General features: G+C 43.7%; 21 protein-coding genes. All 21 read left to right on the top strand.

The annotated features are described in order from the left end of the window. Positions 1-89: 89 nt before the first annotated feature. The 21 genes from C6Y03_RS02205 to pyrF all read left to right on the top strand — a co-directional run bounded on the left by C6Y03_RS02205 (position 90) and on the right by pyrF (position 21,373). Positions 90-869 carry an ABC transporter ATP-binding protein gene (locus C6Y03_RS02205; protein ID WP_106038766.1) on the top strand — a complete coding sequence of 260 codons (780 nt, stop codon included), beginning with the start codon at positions 90-92 and terminating at the stop codon, positions 867-869. Between the two features lie 79 nt (positions 870-948). After that, positions 949-1,185: a YlmC/YmxH family sporulation protein gene (locus C6Y03_RS02200; protein ID WP_008344958.1), complete on the top strand. Its 237-nt coding sequence runs from the start codon at positions 949-951 to the stop codon at positions 1,183-1,185. Positions 1,186-1,422: 237 nt separating this feature from the next. Then, the gene (gene pgeF / locus C6Y03_RS02195; protein WP_080869533.1) at positions 1,423-2,262 is read left to right on the top strand and encodes a peptidoglycan editing factor PgeF; all 840 of its coding nucleotides are present in this window, start codon (positions 1,423-1,425) and stop codon (positions 2,260-2,262) included. Between the two features lie 6 nt (positions 2,263-2,268). Next, positions 2,269-2,958 carry a YggS family pyridoxal phosphate-dependent enzyme gene (locus tag C6Y03_RS02190; RefSeq protein ID WP_066031761.1) on the top strand — a complete coding sequence of 230 codons (690 nt, stop codon included), beginning with the start codon at positions 2,269-2,271 and terminating at the stop codon, positions 2,956-2,958. Between the two features lies 1 nt (position 2,959). Next, entirely contained in the window at positions 2,960-3,418 is a 459-nt protein-coding gene (locus C6Y03_RS02185) for a cell division protein SepF (protein ID WP_034662521.1), read from the top strand. Positions 3,419-3,424: 6 nt separating this feature from the next. Continuing rightward, positions 3,425-3,706 carry a YggT family protein gene (locus C6Y03_RS02180; RefSeq protein WP_106038765.1) on the top strand — a complete coding sequence of 94 codons (282 nt, stop codon included), beginning with the start codon at positions 3,425-3,427 and terminating at the stop codon, positions 3,704-3,706. Between the two features lie 53 nt (positions 3,707-3,759). Next, entirely contained in the window at positions 3,760-4,536 is a 777-nt protein-coding gene (locus C6Y03_RS02175; RefSeq protein ID WP_060596199.1) for a YlmH family RNA-binding protein, read from the top strand. A gap of 26 nt (positions 4,537-4,562) precedes the next feature. Then, entirely contained in the window at positions 4,563-5,057 is a 495-nt protein-coding gene (locus tag C6Y03_RS02170; RefSeq protein ID WP_003211323.1) for a DivIVA domain-containing protein, read from the top strand. Between the two features lie 355 nt (positions 5,058-5,412). Beyond that, positions 5,413-8,178: an isoleucine--tRNA ligase gene (gene ileS / locus C6Y03_RS02165; protein WP_060596200.1), complete on the top strand. Its 2,766-nt coding sequence runs from the start codon at positions 5,413-5,415 to the stop codon at positions 8,176-8,178. 160 nt (positions 8,179-8,338) lie between these two features. Further along, positions 8,339-8,713 (top strand): TraR/DksA family transcriptional regulator, encoded by a 375-nt coding sequence (locus C6Y03_RS02160; protein ID WP_106038764.1) that lies wholly within the window; start codon positions 8,339-8,341, stop codon positions 8,711-8,713. Between the two features lie 94 nt (positions 8,714-8,807). Then, positions 8,808-9,275, top strand: a complete 468-nt coding sequence (gene lspA / locus C6Y03_RS02155) for a signal peptidase II (RefSeq protein ID WP_012009890.1) — start codon at positions 8,808-8,810, stop codon at positions 9,273-9,275. Then, the gene (locus tag C6Y03_RS02150; RefSeq protein WP_066030939.1) at positions 9,272-10,186 is read left to right on the top strand and encodes an RluA family pseudouridine synthase; all 915 of its coding nucleotides are present in this window, start codon (positions 9,272-9,274) and stop codon (positions 10,184-10,186) included. Before lspA ends, C6Y03_RS02150 begins: the two co-directional genes overlap by 4 nt. A gap of 170 nt (positions 10,187-10,356) precedes the next feature. After that, positions 10,357-10,899, top strand: coding sequence for a bifunctional pyr operon transcriptional regulator/uracil phosphoribosyltransferase PyrR (pyrR, locus tag C6Y03_RS02145; protein WP_024424234.1), 543 nt, complete (start codon positions 10,357-10,359; stop codon positions 10,897-10,899). A gap of 155 nt (positions 10,900-11,054) precedes the next feature. Further along, positions 11,055-12,383: a solute carrier family 23 protein gene (locus C6Y03_RS02140; RefSeq protein WP_060596204.1), complete on the top strand. Its 1,329-nt coding sequence runs from the start codon at positions 11,055-11,057 to the stop codon at positions 12,381-12,383. 130 nt (positions 12,384-12,513) lie between these two features. Next, positions 12,514-13,437 carry an aspartate carbamoyltransferase catalytic subunit gene (locus C6Y03_RS02135; RefSeq protein WP_106038763.1) on the top strand — a complete coding sequence of 308 codons (924 nt, stop codon included), beginning with the start codon at positions 12,514-12,516 and terminating at the stop codon, positions 13,435-13,437. Beyond that, positions 13,421-14,707 carry a dihydroorotase gene (locus C6Y03_RS02130; RefSeq protein ID WP_106038762.1) on the top strand — a complete coding sequence of 429 codons (1,287 nt, stop codon included), beginning with the start codon at positions 13,421-13,423 and terminating at the stop codon, positions 14,705-14,707. Before C6Y03_RS02135 ends, C6Y03_RS02130 begins: the two co-directional genes overlap by 17 nt. Beyond that, complete coding sequence (locus tag C6Y03_RS02125) at positions 14,704-15,798, top strand: carbamoyl phosphate synthase small subunit (protein WP_106038761.1); 1,095 nt, start codon at positions 14,704-14,706, stop codon at positions 15,796-15,798. The genes C6Y03_RS02130 and C6Y03_RS02125 overlap by 4 nt, the downstream gene beginning before the upstream one ends. Beyond that, complete coding sequence (carB, locus tag C6Y03_RS02120; protein WP_106038760.1) at positions 15,783-18,998, top strand: carbamoyl-phosphate synthase (glutamine-hydrolyzing) large subunit; 3,216 nt, start codon at positions 15,783-15,785, stop codon at positions 18,996-18,998. Before C6Y03_RS02125 ends, carB begins: the two co-directional genes overlap by 16 nt. After that, the gene (locus tag C6Y03_RS02115; RefSeq protein WP_060596209.1) at positions 18,995-19,771 is read left to right on the top strand and encodes a dihydroorotate dehydrogenase electron transfer subunit; all 777 of its coding nucleotides are present in this window, start codon (positions 18,995-18,997) and stop codon (positions 19,769-19,771) included. The genes carB and C6Y03_RS02115 overlap by 4 nt, the downstream gene beginning before the upstream one ends. After that, positions 19,765-20,697, top strand: a complete 933-nt coding sequence (locus C6Y03_RS02110; RefSeq protein ID WP_066030935.1) for a dihydroorotate dehydrogenase — start codon at positions 19,765-19,767, stop codon at positions 20,695-20,697. The genes C6Y03_RS02115 and C6Y03_RS02110 overlap by 7 nt, the downstream gene beginning before the upstream one ends. Then, positions 20,669-21,373 carry an orotidine-5'-phosphate decarboxylase gene (pyrF, locus tag C6Y03_RS02105; RefSeq protein ID WP_034662484.1) on the top strand — a complete coding sequence of 235 codons (705 nt, stop codon included), beginning with the start codon at positions 20,669-20,671 and terminating at the stop codon, positions 21,371-21,373. The genes C6Y03_RS02110 and pyrF overlap by 29 nt, the downstream gene beginning before the upstream one ends. Positions 21,374-21,379: the final 6 nt, after the last annotated feature.

The following is a 21,379-nucleotide window of genomic DNA, read 5'->3' as shown; positions in this document are numbered from 1 at the left end:
TTTATGTGAGGTTTACCAGAAAGAGCAATTGCGATATGCTGTAAACATTCATTATTTGTTTATTCAGAATTTTTACTCAGGGGGAAATGATGGTGTCACTTGAATTGAAGGATGTTTCTTTAAAACGAAATGGGAAATGGCTGCTGCAATCTGTTGACTGGCAGGTGAACAAAGAGGAGCACTGGGTGCTTTACGGTTTAAATGGTGCGGGAAAAACCGCTTTATTAAATATGCTCTGCTCATATTACTTCCCCACGTCAGGTGAGATGACCGTGCTGGGACATGTCTTTGGCAAGGAGGCGCTTGGCGAAAAGCTCAGGAAGAAAATTGGCCTCATTTCTGCGGGACTTGAAAAGAAACTGCACAGAGACGACAATGCATTTGAAATAGTTCTCAGCGGAGCATTTGCTTCGATCGGGCTTTATGAAACCCCGACAGAAGAGATAAGAGAGAAGGCCATTGATCTATTAAAAGCATTTGGTTCATTCAAATATGCGAACCGGACATATGAAACACTCTCACAAGGAGAAAAGCAAAAAGTCCTGATTGCGAGGGCTTTAATGAATGATCCGCAGCTCTTGATTTTAGATGAGCCTGTGACGGGTCTTGATTTTTTAGCAAGAGAACAGGTGCTGGAGACCATCTCATTCATTGCTTCAAAGCCTAATGCGCCCACTTTGCTTTACACGACCCATCATGCAGAAGAGATTTTGCCTGTTTTTCAGCACACCTTATTATTAAAAGGTGGGACTGTTTTTGATCAAGGAGAAACAAAAGAGATGATGACAAGCGACTTGCTTTCTTCCTTCTTTGAATGTCCGGTAGATGTGATGTGGAGAAATGGCCGTCCTCACTTAAGTAAATTGTAGATGAAAGAAACTATTGGTCTGCATCCCTGCTTTTCCAACATACATATTATAGTAGAAAACGAAAGGCGGGGAAGGACAGATGATCAGTATTTCTGAATTCCAAATCAAGGATGTCGTCGATGTGTCGAGCGGAAAAAAACTAGGCACCATTGGGGACATTGATATTAATGTCACGAGCGGTAAAATACAAGCAATCATTATCGGCGGCACAGGTAAAATGATGGGATTTTTCGGAAAAGAAGAGGAAATGATTGTGCCGTGGCGAAATATAGTAAAAATTGGCGAAGATGTGATACTTGTCCGATTGTCTTCTTAAAATTCGTATAACTCCTCAATGAATTATTCAATGATCCTTAAAATAAGCTCTCCATTCTTAGCAAACAATGTCTTTTTCGGGTAAAAAGATTACGTTTTCATATCAATTTGAAAAAAAACCTGTAGAAAGGGCACATTTGAGTGTAATATTTAATGAATCCCACTAACTGTCTACGCATGTCTTGTGGTAAAATAGGAGCGAAATAAAGAGAGATGAATGAAAGGTGGGAGGGCAGCTTTGACACACAAATATGACCCCTTTCAGCAGAAATCACCTTATGCAATGACCATTCATGATTGGACGAACATGACATGTTCTGGTAAAGAGGTATTGGCCGGATTTACGACAAAAAATGGCGGCTTCAGCCTTTCTCCATATCAATCATTGAACACTGGACTCCATGTAGGAGATGATGCTTCTAGTGTCCAAATGAATCGTCAAGTCATAGCAGATGCTACTGCTGTGCCGCTCTCTGATTGGGTGTTTGCAGACCAAACACACGATGACCGCATCAAGAAAGTCACCAAGGAGCAAAGAGGAAGAGGAAGTCTTCATTATCATGAGGCACTGCCTGGAACAGACGGCTTATATACGTCTGAACCGAACATGATGCTCGCTCTTTGTTTCGCCGATTGCGTTCCGCTTTATTTTCTAGCTCCGCAAAATGGACTCATCGGAACAGCCCATGCCGGGTGGAAAGGAACCGTCAAGCAAATTGGTGCAAAGATGGTAGATCTATGGGTCAACCAAGAAGGTGCCAAGACCGATCAAATACAAGTCGTCATTGGACCATCCATTGGCAGCTGCTGCTACATAGTCGATGACGTGGTCATGGATCAAGTGAAACAGCTTCCCTTTTCAACAGAGGATGTGTATTCCGAAATTTCACAAGGACAATATAAATTAGACTTAAAAACATTAAACAAAAACGTATTGCTTCATGCAGGGATGAAAGAAGAAAACATACATGTCAGTTCGATGTGCACAAGCTGTAGTGATCAGCTTTTCTTCTCGCACCGGCGTGATCAAGGGAAAACAGGACGTATGATGTCTTTTGTCGGGTTTAAGGAGGCATAAGAGCAATTGAATGTACGAGAGAATCTCAGACAAATAAATGAACAAATAAACGAAGCATGTAAAAGAGCCGGCCGGAACCCAGCGGATGTATCAGTCGTCGCTGTCACAAAGTATGTCTCGATTGAGCGAGCACAAGAAGCCAAGGAAGCAGGAATTTTGCACTTTGGAGAAAATCGTGACCAAGGGTTACTTGAAAAACAAGCGGCCATAACCGATGAAAGCATTAGCTGGCACTTCATCGGCAGTTTACAAACACGAAAAGTAAAATCTGTCATTCAAACAATTGACTACTTACATTCGCTCGACAGGATGTCTCTTGCGAATGAAATTGAAAAAAGAGCGGATCACACGGTTCGCTGTTTTGTACAGGTAAACACATCGCTGGAGGAGTCAAAACACGGCTTACAAAGTGAAGACGTGATTCCATTTGTGAAGCAGCTCGCTGATTTCAAAAAGATTGAAATTGCTGGACTGATGACGATGGCTCCATTTACAGATGATCACACTGTGATACGAAACTGCTTTCAAACATTAAAAAATCTTCAAGAAGAAGTAAAACATCTTAACCAAGTAAATGCACCTTGTCAGCATTTATCGATGGGCATGTCAAATGATTTTGAAATCGCAATTGAAGAAGGTGCGACATTCGTTCGGATTGGCTCTTCACTTGTTGGAAATGAAACAGGAGGTGCGTGACATGAGCATAAAAAATAAGTTTAAAAGCTTTTTCACTCTCGACGATGAAGAGTATGAGTACGAATATATTGATGAAGAAAGAGAACCAGTCCAAGAAGAAAAAGGAACGAAGGACAAAGCGGCATTTCAAGAGCGTCCGCAGACTGGAAAACAAAATGTCGTCAGCTTGCAAAGCTTGCAGAAATCCTCTAAAGTGGTGTTAAGTGAGCCGCGTGTTTATGCAGAAGCGCAAGAGATTGCAGACCATATTAAAAACAGACGTGCAGTCGTCGTGAATTTGCAGCGCATTCAGCACGATCAAGCAAAGCGAATCATTGACTTCTTAAGCGGAACTGTTTATGCAATCGGTGGAGACATCCAGCGCATTGGCTCGAATATATTCCTCTGCACACCTGATAATGTGGATGTATCTGGCACAATATCAGAACTTTTGACAGAGGAAGAACCTCAGAGGTGGTAAATCATAGTGATTCTAAATTTCATTTTTAATATTTTAGGAACGGTATTAACGATTTACTCATTCGCGATTATTATTTACATCTTTATGTCATGGGTGCCATCTGCAAGAGAAACATCGATTGGGCGTTTTCTGACAAATATTTGCGAACCGTATTTAGAACCATTTCGTAAAATTATTCCGCCAATTGGCATGATTGACATCTCGCCAATTGTGGCATTGCTTGTGATTCGCTTTGCTTCAGATTATGGATTGAGAGGTCTTTATCAAATGATTGCAGGAATCATGTAGACAGGCTGCCGGGCTTGGCGCTGCCAGGCTCTTTTACATAAGAGGGGAACAAAATGAGCGATATTTATCAACATTTTAGAAAAGACGAACAGCCATTTGTCGACCAAGTGTTAGGCTGGAAAAAAATCGCACTCGACCAGTATCGAATGAAATTAACAGACTTTCTTGATCCGCGTGAGCAGTTTATTACCCAGTCCGTCATCCAGCATGCTGATGAGCTTGGGATCATGTTTTTTGGCGGGTATGAAGGAGCGGAGCGCAAAAGAGCTCTCATTTATCCTGAATATTTAGAACCGGCTACTCAGGATGTTGAGCTGTCTTATTTTCAGGTGAATTATGCGAAAAAGTTTATTTCCTTAGAACACCCGAAGCTTCTCGGCTCACTGATTGGGACAGGCTTGAAGCGTCAAAAATTTGGAGATCTGTTATTTTCAGAGGAAGATGTGCAGTTTATTTGTACAAGTGATGTCGCTGATTTTGTGCGGGCGCAGCTGACGCATGTTGGCAGAGCCTCCGTTTCATTAGAGGAAATCACGCAGGCAGATTTAAAACCGGTTATGAGCAAGACTGACATCAAAGAAGATACTATTTCTTCACTGCGGCTTGATGCGGTATGTGCTGCAATCAGCCGTCAGTCTCGGCAAAAGGCACAGCTTTTGGTCAAAAATGGGCTTGTCAAAGTTAATTGGAAAGTCACTGAGGACCCTTCCTTTACAATCGGCGAAGGCGATCAGCTCTCTGTACGGGGATTTGGCCGATTTAGCTTGAAAACGATTGATGGGAAGACCAAAAAAGATAAATTTAAAGTAACATTTGAGCTTCTGACATAACGAACTTGAATCTGGAGGTGGCGAGGTTGCCATTAACACCTAATGATATTCACAATAAAACGTTCACAAAAAGCTTTCGCGGATATGACGAAGATGAAGTAAACGAGTTTTTAAGCCAAGTACGTAAAGATTACGAAATCGTGCTTCGCAAAAAGAACGAACTTGAAGAAAAAGTAAACGAACTTGACGAAAGACTAGGTCATTTTGCGACAATTGAAGAGACATTAAACAAATCAATACTTGTGGCGCAGGAAGCAGCAGAAGACGTCAAACGTCATTCTGATAAAGAAGCGAAATTGATTATTCGTGAAGCAGAGAAAAATGCAGATCGTATTATCAACGAAGCGCTATCAAAATCAAGAAAGATTGCGATGGAAATCGAAGAGCTGAAGAAACAGTCGAAGGTCTTTAGAACTCGTTTCCAAATGCTCATCGAAGCTCAGCTTGATCTTCTAAAAAATGACGATTGGGATCATTTACTGGAATATGAAGTTGACGCTGTCTTTGACGAAAAAGAATAAGCGCGTCATCTTGACATGACGTGCACATGTTGCATATAATACCATCATAAATTAACAAGAGATAAACGTTTGAAAGGGACACTCGCAGTTGTCATATGCGTAATAAAGCGAATCAGGGATGGTGGAAGCCTGACATTACGAGACGCTGCAATGAGATCACCCCTTTAGTTCCTTTTCTGAAATGAATGAGTAAGAAAAGGCGTCTGATCACGTTACGATTTTAGAGTGGATAAGCGGCTGTTTCATAGCGCTGTCTAAAAGGGTGGTACCGCGAGACAAGCCTTCTCGTCCCTTATGGGATGAGAGGGCTTTTTTTATTGTTTTTTAATCAGAATTTGCATATGGAGGAATGGGTATGAACTACAAAGACACCTTATTAATGCCGAAAACAGAATTCCCAATGAGAGGGAACTTGCCGAACAAAGAGCCTGAAATCCAAGAGGAGTGGGCAGAAAAAGACATCTATCAAATGGTTTTAGAGCGGACAAAAGGACGCCCGACCTTTATTTTGCATGATGGACCTCCATATGCGAATGGTGACATTCATATGGGGCACGCACTCAATAAAATCCTAAAAGATTTTATTGTCCGTTTTAAATCAATGAATGGGTTCCACGCACCGTACGTACCGGGCTGGGATACACACGGCTTGCCAATTGAAACAGCACTCACTAAAAATAAAAAAGTCAAACGTAAAGAAATGTCGACAGCTGAATTCCGTAAATTATGTGAAGAGTATGCTTGGAAGCAAATCGAGGGTCAGCGCAATCAATTTAAGCGATTAGGCGTAAGAGCAGACTGGGACAATCCATATGTCACGTTAAAGCCTGAGTACGAAGCGCAGCAAATTCTTGTCTTTGGAGAAATGGCGAAGAGAGGCTATATTTACAAAGGGCTAAAGCCTGTTAACTGGTCTCCTTCAAGTGAGTCAGCACTTGCTGAAGCGGAAATTGAATATAAGGACAAACGTTCACCATCCATTTACGTTTCATTTAAAGTGAAAGATGGCAAAGGCGTACTTGAAAACGGCGAACAATTCATCATCTGGACAACAACCCCTTGGACACTTCCTGCAAACCTTGGGATTTGTGTTCATCCAAACCTAGAGTACAGCGTTCTTCAAGTGGGTGCTGAGCGATATGTTGTCGCATCTGAGTTAGTTGAACAAGTGGCAAAAACACTTGGCTTTGAAGAGTATGAAGTCGTGAAAACATTAAAAGGAAAAGAATTAGATACCATCGTTGCAGAGCATCCGATCTATGGTAGAGACTCTCTTGTGATGCTTGGCGACCACGTGACAACGGATGCAGGAACAGGCTGTGTTCATACAGCACCAGGTCACGGGGAAGATGACTTTATTGTCAGTATGAAATACGGTCTTGATGTGCTATGTCCAGTAGACGAAAAAGGTGTGATGACAGAAGAAGCGCCTGGTTTTGAAGGATTATTCTACGAGGATGCCAATAAAGCGATCACAGAACAGCTTGAAGCAAAAGGCGCACTGAAAAAGCTCGACTTTATCACGCACTCTTACCCGCATGACTGGAGAACGAAAAAACCAACCATTTATCGTGCGACAGCTCAGTGGTTTGCATCGATTAAAGACTTCAGAGAAGCGCTATTAGACAATATTAAAGAAACGAAATGGGTTCCAGCATGGGGCGAAACACGCCTATTCAACATGGTGCGAGACAGAGGCGACTGGTGCATTTCAAGACAGCGTGTATGGGGCGTTCCAATTCCGGTCTTTTATGCGGAAAATGGCGAGCCGATCATCACAGATGAAACGATTCAGCATGTCTCTCAATTATTTAGAGAACATGGCTCTAATATTTGGTTTGAAAAAGAAGCGAAAGAACTATTGCCAGAAGGCTTTACACATCCAGGAAGCCCGAACGGTGAATTCACAAAAGAGCAGGACATCATGGATGTATGGTTTGATTCAGGTTCTTCTCACCAGGCCGTTTTAGAAGAAAGAGATGACCTTGTCCGTCCGGCAGACCTTTACCTTGAAGGCTCTGACCAATATCGCGGCTGGTTTAACTCTTCCTTATCAACAGCAGTTGCTGTTACTGGAAAAGCACCGTATAAAGGTGTTCTAAGCCACGGCTTTACGCTTGATAAAGAAGGACGCAAGATGAGTAAATCATTAGGCAATACGATTGACCCAACAAAGGTAGCGAAGCAGCTTGGGGCGGAGATTCTTAGACTTTGGGTATCTTCTGTCAACTATCAAGCCGATCACCCAGTGTCTGATGATATCTTGAAACAAGTAGCAGAGGTCTATCGTAAAATCCGTAACACGTTCCGATTCCTGCATGGAAACCTATTTGACTTTAACCCAGCAGTCAATGCGGTGCCGGTAGAAGAGCTTCGCGAAGTGGATCAATATATCTTGATCAAATTAAACAAATTGATTGATAAAGTGAAAAAGGCCTATGATGATTACGAATTTGCGGTCGTATATCATGCGATTCACAATTTCTGTACGATTGAGCTAAGCTCTTTCTATCTCGATTTTGCAAAGGATGTCGTGTACATTGAGCATGCAGATCATCCAGACCGCCGCAGCATGCAAACGGTCTTCTACGAAACATTAATGGCATTAGTGAAGCTGACTGCACCAATTCTTCCGCATACAGCAGATGAATTATGGAGCCACTTAAGTTTTGTTGAAGAGCCAAGTGTTCAGTTAACAGATATGCCAGAAGGTGTGACTGTTCCTCAAGCGGAAGCGACAGAAGTGAAGTTTGACCGCTTTATGGAAGTGCGTGACGATGTGCTAAAAGCGCTCGAAATTGCGCGTAATGAGAAAGTCATCGGACGTTCACTTGAAGCAAATGTGACTCTTTATGCGACAGAAGAAGTGAAAAATCTTCTTGCATCCATTAAAGAAGATGTGAAGCAGCTCTTTATCATCTCTGAATTAACGGTAGAAGATGAGCAAAATGCTGACGCATCAGCACCTGGATACACATCAGGACGGATTCTGGTTCAAAAAGCAGAAGGAGAACTGTGCGAACGTTCCCGCATTATTTCAAAAGATGTTGGTGCAAATCCGAAATACCCAACATTGTCACTGAAAAATGCTGAAATCGTGGAAAAATATTACCAGAATTAACAGTGTGATATGACCAACTAGCGCCCCGCCATATGCGGGGCGTTTTCTTTTTTGCGAAAATGACAGCGTTTAGAACGAAAGGAAAAATCTTATGGCTTTAAAGTGAGCAGCCGGGGCAACAATATGATTATCACGACAGGGCAGGAGTTGAAATAGCGACATGAATGGCGATCTAGAGACGATTTACACGGAACTCCTTCAAATGAAAGAAGAGCTGCAATCTAAACTGTTTGAATACGCATCATTTCGTTCACCCGCTGAGCATGACACAATGAACGAGGTCCAAACGACCACGCTTCTTTATCACATCAAAGAAGAGCTGCAAGATGTGTCTCTTGCTATTGCAAAAATTGAGCAGGGAACCTATGGTATATGTGAGGCGACAGGTGAGGTCATTCCGCTTGAACAAATGAGTATTCTTCCTACCGCCCGCACGGCTGACGACTTTCTATATCATAAGCAATACGAGAAAAAAGCCTTCACTCCTTATCCTCACGAATCAGATGATTCTCATTTTGAAGCCTTCCACATGTAGGGAGGTTTTTGTCTGTCAACTAAAGTTTCTTTACTCCTTCCTGTTTTCTTGATAAAATGCTTAAAGATCAAAGTATGAAGATGGAGGAACGTGTGTGTTCTATTACATAATCGCATTCGTGATGATTTGTTTAGATCAATTAACAAAATGGCTCATTGTCAAAAATATGATGCTCGGAGATTCTTATCCAGTGATTGATGGCTTCTTTTATATCACGTCTCACCGAAATTCAGGAGCCGCATGGGGAATTCTCCAAGGACAAATGTGGTTTTTCTATGTGATCACACTCGTTGTTATTGCGGGAATTGTTTATTATTTGCAAAAGCATGGGCAAAAGGACAAGCTGCTTGGAGTAGCGCTGGCCTTAATGCTTGGCGGAGCGATTGGAAACTTTATCGACCGCGTTTTCCGTCAGGAAGTGGTAGATTTTGCTCATTTCGTCTTTGGGAATTATCACTACCCAATTTTTAATATTGCAGATTCTTCTCTATGTGTAGGGGTTATTCTGCTCTTCATTCAAATGCTTTTAGATGGAAAGAAAACGAAGGAGTCAACTACATGAATCAAGTAAATATTGCCGTTTCAGAAGATCAAACGAGTGAACGGCTTGATAAATTTCTAAGCACGACAGAACCAGAATGGTCAAGAACCCAAGTCCAGCAGTGGGTAAAGGATGGGCTGATCGAAGTAAACGGGAAACAAGTGAAAGCCAATTACAAAGTACAAGCTGGAGATGAGATTAAAGTCGAGATTCCAGACCCAGAAGTACTAGATGTAGAAGCAGAACCAATGGATCTTGATATTTATTATGAGGATGCAGATGTGCTAGTGGTGAATAAACCACGAGGAATGGTTGTTCATCCAGCGCCAGGTCACGTCTCTGGAACACTTGTAAATGGACTGATGGCACATTGCACGGACTTATCAGGCATTAATGGTGTGATGCGTCCTGGAATTGTCCACCGAATTGATAAAGACACGTCTGGACTGTTAATGGTCGCGAAAAACGATATGGCGCATGAATCACTCGTCAATCAGCTCGTGGCTAAGACCGTCACAAGGAAATATACGGCCGTTGTACATGGCATTATCCAGCATGATACAGGCACAATTGATGCCCCAATTGGCAGAGACAAAAAAGACCGCCAAAGCATGACGGTTACAAAAGAAAGTGCAAAACAAGCAGTCACTCACTTTGATGTGATTGAACGCTTTCAGGACTTCACGGTTGTGGAGTGCCGTCTTGAAACAGGAAGAACACACCAAATTCGTGTTCATATGAAATATATCGGCTATCCGCTTGCAGGAGATCCGAAATATGGACCGAGAAAGACAGTCGATTTTAATGGACAGCTGCTTCATGCAGGTGTTCTAGGATTTGATCATCCTAGAACAGGAGAATATATCGAGTTCACAGCACCGATTCCTGCTGATATGCAAGCTTTTATCGATTCATTAAGAAATAACGATTGACAGGCAGTTCTTTTTTTGAAATAATAAACGAAGAAATGAAGATTCTTTAAAACAGTCCAGAGAGGCTGAGAAGGATAACGGATCAATTTGTGCACGTGTATGCACAAATGAACGCCCCTCTCTGCCCTTTGCAGAAGGGGCTTTTTATTTGTCAAAAAGAGGTGTAAAAGATGGAACAAAAAGCAGTCATTCTTGATGAACAAGCGATCAGACGAGCGCTTACCCGAATTGCACATGAAATGATTGAGCGCAATAAAGGGATGAAAGATGTCATCCTTGCGGGGATCAAGACAAGAGGCATTCATCTTGCAAAGCGCCTTGCAGAGCGCATCGAGCAAATTGAAGGAAATCCAGTCACAGTGGGTGAACTTGATATTACGCTATACCGTGATGACCTGACAAAAAAGACAGACAACCAAGACCCGCTTGTAAAGGGTGCAGACATCCCAGCTGACATTAATGACAAAACACTGATCGTCGTTGACGATGTCCTGTTTACAGGCAGAACCGTCAGAGCGGCCATGGATGCCCTTGTGGATGTAGGAAGACCATCTTCCATTCAGCTTGCTGTTCTCGTCGACCGGGGACACCGGGAGCTTCCGATTCGAGCGGATTATATCGGGAAGAACATTCCGACATCAAAAGCAGAGACCGTCATGGTTCAGCTGAATGAAGTAGATCAAAACGACCTTGTCGCTATATATGAAAAATAACCTTTTTAAATGCATTCCAGAGAGTTTGCAAAGAGGGCAATAACAGAGACACCGAGCACACGGCTTAAGTGACGTGTACGGTTTTTCTAGGCCTCTTTGCGCATACTCGCAAAGAGGCTTTTTTAATGAAAAAGGACACATCTAGGAGGAAAATCATGAGTCAGCAAAAAGCCAATTTAGGCATTCGAGATATCCCAAAACCGTTCACATGGCTGTCACTTAGCCTTCAGCATTTGTTTGCCATGTTTGGTGCGACCATTCTTGTACCAAAAATCATTGATATGAGTCCGGCCGTCGCGCTCATCTCAAGTGGTGTTGGAACCATTGTTTACTTAATCATTACAAGAGGACAAATTCCGGCATATCTTGGATCGTCCTTTGCCTTTATCGCCCCCATACTGAATGTCAAAGCAACAGGCGGCCCTGGAGCCGCAATGGTTGGTGCCTTCATGGCGGGTGTCGCTTATGCACTCATTGCACTATTTATTAAATGGCTCGGCACAGGCTGGCTGATGAAACTTCTGCCGCCAGTCGTCGTAGGGCCAGTCATTATGGTCATCGGACTCGGACTCGCTGGAACAGCTGTCAACATGGCGATGTATGTTGATCCGAATGCAACCGAGCTTGTTTACAGCCTTAAGCACCTAATGGTCGCCGGCTTCACACTGGCTGTCACGATTATCAGCATGATCTTCCTAAGAGGATTCCTAAGCTTGATCCCAGTATTAATCGGAATTATTAGCGGCTATCTCTTTGCTTTAACACAAGGCATTGTGAACTTCCAGCCGGTCATTGACGCGAAATGGTTTGCTGTACCAGACTTCGTCGTACCATTTGTCGACTACACACCTGCTGTGACTTTAAGCATTCTCACAGTGATGGTGCCGGTTGCCTTTGTGACAATGTCTGAGCACATCGGCCATCAAGTGGTGTTAAGTAAAGTTGTAGGGCAAGATTTTATTAAAAAACCTGGTCTTCACCGCTCCATTTTAGGAGACAGTGCAGCGACGATATTCGCTTCACTCATTGGCGGACCGCCAACAACAACGTATGGAGAGAACATCGGGGTCCTTGCCATCACAAGAGTGTTCAGTATCTTCGTCATCGGCGGAGCAGCAGTCTTTGCGATCTGCTTCGGCTTTGTCGGAAAAATTTCAGCATTAATCAGTACAGTGCCGTCCGCGGTCATGGGAGGCGTTTCGTTCCTGCTCTTTGGGATCATTGCCTCAAGCGGTCTGAGAATCCTGATTGATCATAAAGTGAATTTTGAAGAAAAGCGTAATCTCATTATCGCATCAGTCATCTTAGTCATTGGAATTGGCGGGGCATTCATTGAGGTGAAACAAATCAACCTCACACTATCTGGAATGGCACTTGCTGCCATCACGGGTGTCCTGTTAAACCTGATCCTGCCGCAGCAAAAAGCGGAGGATGACGAGTCAAATGAATCGAATACAGAAAACCTTTTAAAAGAAGTCCAGTGAGGCTGACAAGGGTTCTAAAATGAGCAGAATGCACGAAAGTGCCGCTGCTTCTTTTGGAGAACCCTAAGCTGCCGAGGCTTAGGGTTTTTTTGAACCTGAAAGTGATGAAAAACTAGAGGGGGAAGAAAAAATGAATGATCTATCGACAATGAGCAGCTTGTCTAAAGAAGAGATTTTACAGCTGATTGAAGAAGCAACGGCTCTCAAAAAGGGGAAGCAAGAACTTGGCTTAGCGGGAGAATTTGTAGCAAACCTCTTCTTTGAACCAAGCACAAGAACACGATTTAGCTTCGAAGTTGCCGAAAAGAAACTGGGGATGAATGTACTGAGCTTAGATGCGGCAAGCACCTCCGTTCAAAAAGGCGAAACCCTATACGATACGGTAAAAACGCTTGAATCCATCGGTGTGAAAGCTTGTGTGATCAGAGACAGCACTGATGAATATTACAACGAGCTAATCGGGAAGGTTGGGATTCCCATCATCAATGCTGGAGATGGCTGCGGGCAGCACCCGACCCAATCACTGCTTGACCTAATGACCATCTATGAAGAGTTTGGCGGCTTTGAGGGCTTAACGATTTCGATTCATGGAGACATCAAGCACAGCAGGGTGGCAAGGTCGAATGCTGAAGTACTCTCAAGGCTCGGAGCGACAGTCCTTTTCTCAGGGCCTGCTTCCTTCCAAGATGAGCAAAACCCTCACGGAACGTATGTCCAAGTAGACGAAGCCATTAGACAATCTGATGTGGTGATGCTGCTTAGAATCCAGCATGAACGGCACGCTGAAAAAATGGGCAATGAAGATTACTTATCGACTTATGGATTAACAGTAAACAGGGCAAACAACATGAAAGAACGAGCCATTATAATGCATCCAGCACCAGTAAACAGAGGTGTGGAGATAGATGATTCTTTAGTGGAATCAAAGCAGTCACGAATTTTCAAGCAAATGGAAAATGGAGTTTATATCCGAATGGCCGTATTAAAAAGAGCTTTTCAAAATAGCAGACTACATCAAAAAGGGAGAGATTCTGTCTATGTCATATCTCATTAAAAACGGTTTTATCTTAACAAGCACAGGTGAAAAAGTGCAGCAGGATATTAGGGTAGAAGGAGAAGTGATTCAAGCGATTGGTCACTTAGAAAGAGAAGATGGAGAAGAGGTCATTGATGCTAAAGGGCTATTTGTTTCACCAGGCTTAATTGATCTGCATGTACATTTAAGAGAGCCAGGTGGAGAGAAAAAGGAAACGATTGAAACAGGCTCTAAAGCAGCAGCAAGAGGCGGCTATACAACGATTGCAGCGATGCCGAATACACGCCCAGTTCCGGATACAAAAGAGCAAATGGAGTGGCTCATGAATCGGATCGAAGAGACCTCTTCTGTCAGAGTACTGCCATACGCCTCCATCACAACTAGGCAAATTGGGGAAGAGATGACAGACTTTGCAGCACTAAAAGAAGCAGGCGCCTTCGCTTTCACAGATGACGGGGTTGGCATCCAAACAGCAGGCATGATGTACGAAGCCATGAAAAAGGCAGCAAGTCTTGATCAAGCGATTGTGGCACACTGTGAAGATAACTCGCTCATTTACGGAGGATGCGTTCATGAAGGAGAATTTTCAAAAGCAAATGAATTAAACGGTATACCGTCCATTTGTGAATCGGTGCATATTGCAAGAGATGTTCTTTTAGCAGAAGCAGCGAACTGCCATTATCATGTATGTCATATCAGTACGAAAGAATCTGTGCGAGTCGTTCGCGATGCAAAAAAAGCAGGCATCCGTGTGACAGCTGAGGTGTCACCGCATCACCTGCTGTTATGTGATGCGGACATCCCTGGTCTTGATACAAACTATAAAATGAACCCGCCGCTCAGAGGAAAAGAGGATCGCGAGGCACTGATCGAGGGACTTTTAGATGGAACGATTGATTTCATCGCAACAGACCATGCGCCGCATACTGAAGAAGAAAAGAACGAAACGATGCAGCGTGCACCTTTTGGAATTGTCGGGCTTGAAACAGCGTTCCCGCTTCTGTATACACGATTTGTCAAAACAGGCGAATGGACATTAAAAGAACTCGTTGATTATATGACAATCAAGCCAGCAGAAGCCTTCTCTCTTCCATATGGAAAGCTGGAAGAAGGACAAACAGCTGATATCACACTCATTGATTTAAACAAAGAAATGGCAATCGATAAAAAAAGCTTCTTATCAAAAGGGCAAAATACACCGTTTGACAAATTGACTGTATCAGGATGGCCGGTCATGACACTTTCATCTGGGAAAGTCGTGTATGAAGAGGGGAGACTAGTAAAATGAAGAGACGCTTAGTGCTAGAAAACGGAACAGTATTCGAAGGAACAGGCTTTGGCAGCTTAGAATCGTCAGTCGGAGAAGTCGTCTTTAATACAGGGATGACGGGCTATCAAGAAATTTTGTCTGATCCATCATACTGCGGACAAATTGTCACACTCACTTATCCGCTCATCGGCAACTATGGCATTAACCGTGATGATTTTGAATCGATCACACCGTTTGTAAAAGGGCTGATTGTGAAGGAGCTTTGTGAAAAGCCCTCAAACTGGCGCTCTTCATACTCACTAGATGAATACTTAAAAATGAAAAACATTCCAGGTCTTAGCGGAATCGATACACGGAAGCTGACGAGAATGATTCGAAGTGCAGGGACTTTAAGAGGGGCGTTTGCAGGACCGGATGAACAAGTGGAAGACGTAGTCCGCCGCCTTCAAACAATGCAGCTGCCGACTGATCAAGTGAGTCAAGTATCTGTGAAAAATGCGTATCCAAGCCCGGGAAGAGGAAAAAGAATTGTCCTTGTCGATTTCGGCATGAAGCATGGCATTTTGCGCGAGCTCAATAAACGTGACTGTGATGTCATCGTGGTGCCGTGCAATATCACGGCAGATGAAGTGCTGCAGTTAAAGCCTGATGGGATCATGCTTTCAAACGGCCCTGGAGACCCTGTTGATGTACCAGAAGCAGTCGAGATGATTCAGCAATTGATTGGAAAGGTTCCGCTCTTTGGCATTTGCCTTGGACATCAATTATTCGCTCTTGCGTGCGGCGCAAGTACTGAAAAAATGAAATTCGGACACAGAGGCTCGAATCACCCAGTCAAAGAACTAGCCACCGGCAAGGTGACACTGACATCTCAAAACCACGGCTACACAGTCAGTGCGATTAACGAGGACGTGCTCGAAGTCACACATATCGCCCTAAACGACAATACGATTGAAGGGTTAAAACATAAAGAAGCACCAGCATTCACTGTCCAGTACCACCCAGAAGCGTCACCAGGTCCAGAAGATGCGAACTACTTATTCGACCAGTTCATGGACATGATTCATACAACTGAGAAAGAAGGGGAAGAAGTATGCCAAAACGCGTAGACATCAAAAAGATTTTAGTCATCGGTTCAGGTCCAATCATCATCGGACAGGCAGCGGAGTTTGACTATGCAGGCACACAGGCTTGCTTAGCACTGAAAGAAGAGGGCTATGAAGTCGTTCTTGTGAATTCCAATCCAGCGACCATCATGACAGATACAGAAATGGCCGATAAGGTATACATCGAACCACTGACACCAGAATTCTTAACACGAATCATTCGAAAAGAACGTCCTGATGCGATCTTGCCAACACTTGGCGGACAAACTGGACTTAACCTTGCTGTTGAATTATCAGACCTTGGCGTATTAGCTGAATGCGGTGTTGAAGTATTAGGAACAAAGCTGTCAGCTATTCAAAAAGCAGAGGACAGAGATTTATTCCGTAATCTGATGAATGAACTAAATGAGCCTGTACCAGAAAGTGAAATCATCCATAACCTTGAAGAAGCGATAGCGTTTACGAATCAAATCGGTTTCCCTGTCATTGTGAGACCAGCTTATACATTAGGCGGAACAGGCGGCGGAATTTGTACAAACGAGCAAGAGCTGAAGGAAATCGTCGAAAACGGCCTGAAGTTAAGCCCAGTCACACAATGCTTACTTGAAAAAAGCATTGCAGGTTTTAAAGAAATTGAATATGAAGTCATGCGTGATAGCGGTGATCATGCGATCGTTGTTTGTAACATGGAAAACTTTGATCCTGTCGGTATCCACACAGGTGACAGTATCGTTGTGGCGCCAAGCCAAACATTAAGTGACCGTGAATATCAGCTGCTTCGCAATGTGTCGCTCAAGCTGATCCGGGCACTTGGCATTGAAGGCGGCTGTAACGTACAGCTGGCGATTGACCCAGACAGCTTTCAATACTATATCATCGAAGTAAACCCGCGCGTCAGTCGTTCTTCTGCACTTGCGTCGAAAGCAACTGGTTATCCAATTGCCAAACTTGCAGCGAAAATTGCTGTTGGCTTAACGCTTGATGAAATGATGAATCCAGTCACAGGGAAAACCTATGCTGCCTTCGAACCGGCACTTGACTATATTGTGTCTAAAATCCCGCGCTGGCCGTTTGATAAATTCGAATCTGCTAACAGACGTCTTGGGACGCAAATGAAAGCAACTGGTGAAGTGATGGCGATCGGACGTACATTAGAAGAGTCCCTTCTAAAGGCTGTCCGTTCACTTGAAGCTGATGTGCATCACATTGAATTAAAAGATGAAGCAGATATCACAAACGAAGTGCTTGAAAAGCGGATTATCAAGGCGGGAGACGAACGATTATTCTATATCGCCGAGGCGCTTAGAAGAGGCTATACGGTTGAACAAATACATGAATTCTCAAAAATTGATTACTTCTTCCTTCATAAGCTGGAAAGCATCATCGCATTTGAAAAGACATTAAAAGAAAACAAAGGCAATACAGACGTATTAAAAGATGCGAAAGATAAAGGTTTCTCAGACATCTATATTAGCCGCGAGTGGAATATGAATGAAGCGGATGTCTACAAGCTAAGACAAGAAGCAGGCATCGTACCTGTCTACAAAATGGTAGATACTTGTGCGGCTGAATTTGAATCCGAGACGCCATATTTCTATAGCACGTATGAAGATGAAAATGAATCAGAACGCACAGACAAGAAAAGCGTCATCGTATTAGGCTCAGGTCCTATCAGAATCGGTCAAGGAGTTGAATTTGATTATGCGACGGTTCATTCTGTGTGGGCAATTAAACAAGCAGGCTATGAAGCAATCATTATTAACAACAACCCTGAAACGGTCTCAACAGACTTTAGTATTTCAGATAAGCTCTACTTTGAACCACTCACTGTAGAAGATGTGATGCACATCATTGATCTTGAGCAGCCTGAAGGAGTCGTCGTCCAGTTCGGCGGACAAACGGCGATCAACCTAGCAGATGAATTATCAAATAGAGGGGTGAAGATTCTCGGCACTTCTCTTGAAGACCTAGACCGCGCCGAAAACCGAGACAAGTTTGAACAAACATTAGAAGCACTCGGCGTGCCGCAGCCTAAAGGGAAAACAGCTACGTCTGTGCCTGAAGCTGTAGCGATTGCAAATCAGATCGGCTACCCAGTCCTTGTCCGTCCTTCCTATGTATTAGGCGGTCGTGCGATGGAAATCGTTTATCAAGAAGAAGAGCTTCTTCACTACATGGAGAATGCGGTGAGAGTCAATCCGCAGCACCCAGTGTTAATTGACAAATATTTGACGGGAAAAGAAATTGAAGTAGATGCCGTATCTGATGGGGAAACTGTCGTGATCCCAGGCATTATGGAACATATTGAAAGAGCCGGGGTCCACTCCGGTGACTCGATTGCGGTTTACCCGCCGCAAACATTGTCTGATGAGATCAAAGCGAAGATCGCAGAATACACGATCAAGCTTGCAAAAGGCCTCAATATTATTGGGCTGCTAAACATTCAATTTGTTCTCTCGAAAGGTGAAGTGTACGTACTTGAAGTGAATCCTCGTTCAAGCCGGACAGTTCCTTTCTTAAGTAAAATTACAGGCATCCCGATGGCAAATCTAGCGACAAAAGTCATTTTAGGTGACAAGCTTAAAAACTATGGCTACGAAGAAGGACTTCACACAGAGCAAGAAGGGGTGTACGTCAAAGTTCCAGTCTTCTCTTTTGCAAAACTAAGAAGAGTGGATATTACACTCGGGCCTGAAATGAAATCTACAGGTGAGGTCATGGGGAAAGATGTCACAATTGAAAAAGCCCTCTACAAAGGATTAATTGCATCAGGCATTCAAATTCCTAAAGACGGAACAGTTCTTCTAACAGTTGCTGATAAGGATAAAGAAGAAGGACTTGAGATTGCAAGAAGATTCCATTCGATCGGCTATCATATTTTAGCGACAGAAGGAACGGCGAATTACTTAAAACAAGCCTCCATCCCATCAAGTGTTGTCGGCAAAATAGGAGAAGAAGGCAAAAACCTTCTCGATGTCATTCGAAACGGGGAAGCCCAATTTGTCATCAACACTCTGACAAAAGGAAAACAACCGGCAAGAGACGGCTTTAGAATCAGACGTGAAGCTGTTGAAAATGGCGTAGCTTGCTTAACGTCGCTAGATACAGCAGAAGCCATTTTAAGAGTGCTGGAAAGCATGACATTTAGAGCGGACGAAATGCCAGAAGTGAAAACGAATGCTGAGGTGACAGTAACGATATGAAAAAAGCATACTTGACGGTCGTCTCAAACCGAGAGATCGCTGATCATATTTACGAAATGACATTAAAAGGTGACCTTGTGGACTCCTTTCAAACGGCTGGACAATTTCTTCATATCAAGGTCAGCGAGTCCATGACACCGCTGCTGAGAAGACCGATCAGTATTGCCAATATTCATGCCGAGAAACAAGAAGCAACCATCATCTACCGCGCAGAGGGAGAGGGCACAAAGCTCCTTTCCCAAAAGCGGGATGGGGAATCCATCGATGTATTAGGACCGCTTGGCAACGGGTACGATCCTTCAGTTGTTCAGCCAGGTCAGACAGCCTTACTAGTCGGCGGTGGAATTGGTGTACCGCCTTTATATGAACTGTCCAAGCGTTTAACGAAAAAAGGTGTCATCGTCAAGCATGTCCTTGGCTTTCAATCGAAAAAGGATGTATTTTACGAGGAGAAATTCCAAGCACTCGGAGATACGTTTATCGCGACAGTTGATGGGACATATGGTTCAAAGGGCTTCGTGACAGGTGTCATTGAAGAGAATGATTTGAGCTTTGATGTCATGCTTTCCTGCGGACCGACACCTATGTTAAAAGCACTAAAAGACTCTTATCCCGATAAGCCTGTCTATATTTCAATGGAAGAACGAATGGGCTGCGGAATTGGTGCTTGCTTTGCATGTGTCTGTCATACCGACCAGCACGAAAAACCTTACGTCAAAGTCTGTCTGGATGGACCTGTATTTAAAGCAGAGGAGGTGGCATTGTCATGCTAAACGTTGAGTTACCCGGCTTATCTTTAAAGAATCCGATTATCCCTGCATCAGGCTGCTTTGGATTCGGAAGGGAATTTGCTTCATTATATGACTTATCAGTGCTGGGCGGTATCATGATCAAGGCCACAACCCTTGAACCGAGATTTGGCAATCCGACACCAAGGGTAGCGGAGACAGGTGCCGGTATGCTCAATGCAATCGGTCTTCAAAATCCAGGCCTAAAAGGCGTGCTGGAAAATGAATTGCCTTGGCTTGAGCAGTTTGATACGCCGATCATTGCAAACGTCGCTGGCTCACAGGTCGATGATTATGTCGAAGTAGCCAAGCAAATCAGCCAAGCAAAAAATGTCCATGCCCTTGAACTGAATATTTCATGTCCGAATGTCAAAACAGGCGGAATTGCCTTTGGTACAGATCCTCATATGGCAGCAGCATTGACAAAAGCGGTGAAGGAAGTCTCTTCGGTACCTGTCTATGTCAAGCTGTCTCCTAACGTAGCCAATATTGTGGAGATTGCTCAAGCGATTGAATCTGCTGGAGCGGATGGACTCACGATGATTAACACGTTAATCGGTATGCGTTTAGATTTAAAAACGGGGAAACCGATTCTTGCCAATAAAACAGGCGGATTATCAGGCCCGGCAGTAAAACCTGTCGCTGTGCGCATGGTACATGAGGTCAGTCAAGCGGTTTCTATTCCGATTATTGGAATGGGCGGGGTACAAAATGCTGAAGATGTACTTGAATTTTTACTAGCAGGTGCGAGTGCAGTAGCTGTTGGCACAGCCAATTTTGTAAACCCGTTTATTTGCCCAGAAATCATTGAAGAACTGCCAAGAGTGTTAGCAGCATATGGCTATTCATCTGTAGAGGAATGTATCGGAAGGAGCTGGAAACATGAAGCACTTGCCCATCATCGCGCTTGATTTTCCGGTAGCGCAGGAAGCGCTCGCCTTTTTAGAACCCTTTGAAGGGACACGATTATTTGTGAAGGTCGGCATGGAGCTGTTTTACCAAGAAGGACCTGCTATCCTTGACGAGCTCAAAGAAAAAAATTGCCGCATTTTCCTCGATCTCAAATTACATGACATTCCAACAACGGTGCAAAAAGCAATGAACCGGCTTGCCGCACTTGGTGTTGATTTGGTCAATGTGCATGCTGCTGGCGGGAAACATATGATGCAAGCTGCGTTAGAAGGGCTTGAAAGCGGGACGCCTGCTGGACAAAAACGTCCAGGCATTATTGCAGTGACACAGCTGACGAGTACGTCAGAAGACATGATGAGGAGCGAATTGCTCATAGACCGTCCGCTGCAAGAGACTGTCATCCGGTACGGGCAATTGGCATATGAAAGTGGACTAGACGGTGTTGTTTGCTCTGTTCATGAATCCAAAGCCCTTCATGAGCACATCTCACCTGCCTTTCTCACTGTCACGCCGGGGATTCGCTTACAAAATGATCAAACCGATGACCAAAAGCGTGTGGCGACTCCTGCCTATGCAAAAGAGCAAGGTGTTTCACAAATTGTTGTCGGAAGGTCAATCACAAAAGCTGAAAAACCATTGGAAGCCTATCATCAAATTTTAAAAGAGTGGGAGTGACTGCCA

The sequence above is a fragment of the Bacillus sp. LNXM65 genome (assembly GCF_002998575.1).
Taxonomy (GTDB): domain Bacteria; phylum Bacillota; class Bacilli; order Bacillales; family Bacillaceae; genus Bacillus.
This window is presented reverse-complemented; position numbering and strand designations above follow the sequence as displayed.

What these genes read in the sequence shown, in the direction of transcription:
- C6Y03_RS02205 (WP_106038766.1), top strand. Translation starts at nt 90, where the DNA reads ATGGTGTCACTTGAATTGAAGGATGTTTCTTTAAAACGAAATGGGAAA.
- C6Y03_RS02200 (WP_008344958.1), top strand. Translation starts at nt 949, where the DNA reads ATGATCAGTATTTCTGAATTCCAAATCAAGGATGTCGTCGATGTGTCG.
- C6Y03_RS02185 (WP_034662521.1), top strand. Translation starts at nt 2,960, where the DNA reads ATGAGCATAAAAAATAAGTTTAAAAGCTTTTTCACTCTCGACGATGAA.
- C6Y03_RS02175 (WP_060596199.1), top strand. Translation starts at nt 3,760, where the DNA reads ATGAGCGATATTTATCAACATTTTAGAAAAGACGAACAGCCATTTGTC.
- ileS (WP_060596200.1), top strand. Translation starts at nt 5,413, where the DNA reads ATGAACTACAAAGACACCTTATTAATGCCGAAAACAGAATTCCCAATG.
- C6Y03_RS02160 (WP_106038764.1), top strand. Translation starts at nt 8,339, where the DNA reads ATGAATGGCGATCTAGAGACGATTTACACGGAACTCCTTCAAATGAAA.
- C6Y03_RS02150 (WP_066030939.1), top strand. Translation starts at nt 9,272, where the DNA reads ATGAATCAAGTAAATATTGCCGTTTCAGAAGATCAAACGAGTGAACGG.
- pyrR (WP_024424234.1), top strand. Translation starts at nt 10,357, where the DNA reads ATGGAACAAAAAGCAGTCATTCTTGATGAACAAGCGATCAGACGAGCG.
- C6Y03_RS02140 (WP_060596204.1), top strand. Translation starts at nt 11,055, where the DNA reads ATGAGTCAGCAAAAAGCCAATTTAGGCATTCGAGATATCCCAAAACCG.
- C6Y03_RS02135 (WP_106038763.1), top strand. Translation starts at nt 12,514, where the DNA reads ATGAATGATCTATCGACAATGAGCAGCTTGTCTAAAGAAGAGATTTTA.
- C6Y03_RS02130 (WP_106038762.1), top strand. Translation starts at nt 13,421, where the DNA reads ATGTCATATCTCATTAAAAACGGTTTTATCTTAACAAGCACAGGTGAA.
- C6Y03_RS02125 (WP_106038761.1), top strand. Translation starts at nt 14,704, where the DNA reads ATGAAGAGACGCTTAGTGCTAGAAAACGGAACAGTATTCGAAGGAACA.
- carB (WP_106038760.1), top strand. Translation starts at nt 15,783, where the DNA reads ATGCCAAAACGCGTAGACATCAAAAAGATTTTAGTCATCGGTTCAGGT.
- C6Y03_RS02115 (WP_060596209.1), top strand. Translation starts at nt 18,995, where the DNA reads ATGAAAAAAGCATACTTGACGGTCGTCTCAAACCGAGAGATCGCTGAT.
- C6Y03_RS02110 (WP_066030935.1), top strand. Translation starts at nt 19,765, where the DNA reads ATGCTAAACGTTGAGTTACCCGGCTTATCTTTAAAGAATCCGATTATC.
- pyrF (WP_034662484.1), top strand. Translation starts at nt 20,669, where the DNA reads ATGAAGCACTTGCCCATCATCGCGCTTGATTTTCCGGTAGCGCAGGAA.